The sequence below is a fragment of the Streptomyces sp. 13-12-16 genome (assembly GCF_002114215.1).
In the GTDB taxonomy this organism is placed as follows: Bacteria; Actinomycetota; Actinomycetes; order Streptomycetales; family Streptomycetaceae; genus Streptomyces.
This window is the reverse complement of record NZ_NCTE01001326.1, coordinates 1,071-4,118: the sequence shown is the minus strand read 5'-3', so window position 1 is coordinate 4,118 and position 3,048 is coordinate 1,071. Positions and strand designations below refer to the sequence as shown.

At 73.9% G+C, this 3,048-nt stretch carries 4 protein-coding genes and 1 pseudogene; 1 reads left to right on the top strand and 4 read right to left on the bottom strand.

Translation table 11 applies throughout. The features are described 5' to 3' along the window. A pseudogene (locus B7767_RS40530) lies at positions 1 to 407 on the top strand (hypothetical protein); the annotation flags it as partial. 31 nt (positions 408 to 438) lie between these two features. On the opposite strand, the gene B7767_RS40525 reads toward B7767_RS40530, so the two are convergent. The 4 genes from B7767_RS40525 to B7767_RS40510 all read right to left on the bottom strand — a co-directional run bounded on the left by B7767_RS40525 (position 439) and on the right by B7767_RS40510 (position 2,880). Beyond that, positions 439 to 1,338, bottom strand: a complete 900-nt coding sequence (locus B7767_RS40525) for an NAD-dependent protein deacetylase (RefSeq protein ID WP_085576275.1) — start codon at positions 1,336 to 1,338, stop codon at positions 439 to 441. Between the two features lie 35 nt (positions 1,339 to 1,373). After that, on the bottom strand, positions 1,374 to 1,850 hold the full coding sequence (locus tag B7767_RS40520) for a DinB family protein (protein WP_085576274.1): 477 nt from the start codon (positions 1,848 to 1,850) through the stop codon (positions 1,374 to 1,376). 29 nt (positions 1,851 to 1,879) lie between these two features. After that, positions 1,880 to 2,506, bottom strand: coding sequence for a cyclopropane-fatty-acyl-phospholipid synthase family protein (locus B7767_RS40515; RefSeq protein WP_085576273.1), 627 nt, complete (start codon positions 2,504 to 2,506; stop codon positions 1,880 to 1,882). Between the two features lie 98 nt (positions 2,507 to 2,604). Then, on the bottom strand, positions 2,605 to 2,880 hold the full coding sequence (locus B7767_RS40510) for a hypothetical protein (RefSeq protein WP_085576276.1): 276 nt from the start codon (positions 2,878 to 2,880) through the stop codon (positions 2,605 to 2,607). Between the last annotated feature and the right edge of the window lie 168 nt (positions 2,881 to 3,048).

The following is a 3,048-nucleotide window of genomic DNA, read 5'->3' as shown; positions in this document are numbered from 1 at the left end:
AGGGCCCCGACGGCCTGGCCGGCGCCCGCGCCTTCCTCGCCGACGCCGGCCGGATCGCCGACGAGGCCCGCGCCGCCGGGCACGAGGTCCACGGCCGCCCCCTGGACGTCGCCCTGGCCTACGAACACGGGCGGGTCAACGCCTACGCCGGTGAGTACGAGGACGCCCTGACCGCCCTGGAGAAGGCCCTCGCCCTGCTGGGCGAGCCGGGTGCGGAGCAGGAGCGCGCCGGCGAGTGGGCCGAGTGCGTCCGCCTCGCGGGTGCCGTGGAGGGCATCTACCTGGACCGCGCCGCCCCGGCCCTCGCCCGCCTCGACGCGGCGGTCTCCCGCCTCACCGCGCTGGGCCACACCGGGGAGACCGAGCCGCTGACCTCACTGGCGGCCAGGCTGCGCGACGAGGAGTGACGCGACGGACGGCGGAGCCGGAGGCGGCCGCTCAGGCTGCCGTCCGGCCGTTCACCGGGACGCCCAGCCGGTCGGCCACGGTGGCGAGGGCCGTTCCCAGGGGGAGCGCGACCCGGGTGACGGCGTGCCGGTCACCCCGGGTCGGGTCCCGGTTGACGATCAGTACCGGCGTGCCGGCCTGGGCGGCCTGACGGACGAACCGGAGCCCGGACATCACCGTCAGCGACGACCCGAGGACGAGCAGCGATGTCGCCTCACGGACCAGCGTGCGGCAGTGCTCGACCCGCCCGGGCGGCACGTTCTCGCCGAAGAACACCACGTCCGGTTTGAGGACACCGCCGCAGACCGCGCAGGGCACCACACGGAAGTCGCCGACCTGTTCGTCGGTGAGGTCGGCGTCACCGTCGGGGTTGATCCCCGCGGCCACCGGAGCGAAGCCCGCGTTGGCCTCCTCCAGCCGCCGGGCGAGTTCGCGGCGCTCACTGACGGCACCGCAGGAGAGGCAGACGACCCGGTCCAGGCCGCCGTGGAGTTCCACGACGCCCTCGCTGCCGGCGGCCTGGTGCAGACCGTCGACGTTCTGCGTGATCACACCCGAGAGCAGACCGTGCCGCCCGAACGCGGCCACGGCCCGGTGCCCGGTGTTGGGCACGGCCCGGCGGAAGGTGCGCCAGCCGAGGTGGCTGCGCGCCCAGTACCGGCGCCGGGCGCGGTCGCTGCCCGTGAAGTCCTGGTAGGTCATCGGTGTGTGGCGGCTCAGGCTCCCACCCTCGCCACGGTAGTCGGGGATGCCCGACTCGGTGGAGATGCCCGCCCCGCTGAGCACCACCACACCGCCGGCGCCCAGCGCGTCGGCGACCGGTTCCAGATCCGTGGAGCCCGGCGGCAGGTCTTCTTCGGGGGTCCAGTGCAGAGTGGGGCGCATGCGCATGCCGCCAGGGTACGGTGCCCGTTCTCCCGAGAAGGTCAGCGTCCGGTCGCCCCGTCGATCAGTTCACGCAGGATGTCCGCGTGGCCGGCGTGGCGGCCGGTCTCCTCGATCATGTGGGTGAGCGCCCAGCGGACACTCGGGGCGGAGCCGTTCGACCGGGGGCGGGGGACCGGCGCGCCGAGGTCGGCGCACTCGTCGAGTACGTCGTTCGCCCGGGCGACCGCCTGCCGGTAACGGGTGACGACATCGGCCACGCTGTCCCCGGGGGCGGCGTGGAAGGTGGCCTGCCAGTCGGTGACCCGCTCCCCGAGGAACGTCGCCCGCTCGACGGAAGTGAGGTGGTTGAGCAGCCCGAGCAGGTTCGTGCCCGAGGGCACCGAGGCGGTCCGGACCTGCGGTTCGGGGGCGTCCTCGACCTTCGCGGAGACGGAGTTCCGCAGATGGTCGAGGAAGCCGCGCAGGACCTCGGTCTCGCTGCTTCCGGTGCGGGGCGGTGGGGTGTCGCGGTGCATGGTGCCTCCCTGTGCCGGCCGGGTCCGGTTCAGGCCGCGCGGCGGACGATCAGAACGTGGTCGGTGACCTCGGCGGTCCGCCCGTCCGGTCCGGTCGCGATCCGGCGGGGCGAGTCGGCCCGCTCGACCGTCCACGTCACCGGGTCCAGGGCGATGTCCGCGGCCACCTCCCGCGGGGCCGGGTACCGGACGCCGGGGTCCTGGTTCCACGACCACGGAGCGGTCGATCCGTGGTCGACGACCAGCAGCCGCCCGCCCGGCCGCAGGGCGTGCGCGGCCCTCCGCAGCACGGCCGCCCGGTCCAGGTCGAGGGGGGTCTGCAGATAGTGGGCGCAGACGAGGTCGAAGGACCCGTCCGGGAACGACTCGCGCAGGTCGTGCCGCCGGGCGGTGATCCGGTCGTCCAGACCGTGCGAGACGGCGAGCGCGGTGAGACGCCCGACCGCCACGGACGAGACGTCGACGGCGGTGACGCGCCACCCCCGGCGGGCCAGCCACAGCGCGTCGCCACCGGCGCCGCATCCGAGGTCCAGCACATCGCCGGGCGGCAGGTCCGCGACGGTCCCGGTGAGGCGTACGTTCGGCCGCGGATCGGTGGCCGCCGGCCGGGCCGCGTGGACGTCGTCCCAGAACTCGACCGCGTCGACGGTACTCATGCAGGGCTCCTTCTGTCGGGGAACGCGTCCGAGTCTCACCCGCTCCCCGCGAACCGGCACGAGATGTTGCCGTTCCGGCAAGACACCCGGTGGGGCCTTCACCCGAGAGCCTCGTAGGCGGCCGGCGGATGGACGAGTTCGGGGTGTTCCACCGTGTACCGGTCACCGTGGATCGCCAGCATCGCCCAGTGCCAGGAATGGTCGTGGAAGACCAGGCCACGATGGGCGTGGTCCTCCGGCTCGTACGGATACCACTCCAGGGCCGCTTCCGTCGCTTCCTCCTGCGTCAGACCCCCGTAATGCCGCATCACCCACGCGAAGGCACGCCGCTCGGCCTGCAAGTAGTCGACGTACTCCGCCTCGCTCCATGTCATGGCCACAACTCTATGAGGGACGGACCCGGCGGGCTGCGGCACGTTCGCGCGCAGAACGGGGGCGTGGCCTGTGAACACGTCCACCGCGGTGACGGGGTGCCCGCCCGGCGGGCCCGCACCGTCGAGTGATCCCGCTCCCACCCGGCCCGTACGGAGGCGATCCCGGCC

Bases quoted from the DNA above. Each gene is read 5' to 3' on its own strand.
- B7767_RS40525 (WP_085576275.1), bottom strand. From the start codon at position 1,338: ATGCGCATGCGCCCCACTCTGCACTGGACCCCCGAAGAAGACCTGCCG.
- B7767_RS40520 (WP_085576274.1), bottom strand. From the start codon at position 1,850: ATGCACCGCGACACCCCACCGCCCCGCACCGGAAGCAGCGAGACCGAG.
- B7767_RS40515 (WP_085576273.1), bottom strand. From the start codon at position 2,506: ATGAGTACCGTCGACGCGGTCGAGTTCTGGGACGACGTCCACGCGGCC.
- B7767_RS40510 (WP_085576276.1), bottom strand. From the start codon at position 2,880: ATGACATGGAGCGAGGCGGAGTACGTCGACTACTTGCAGGCCGAGCGG.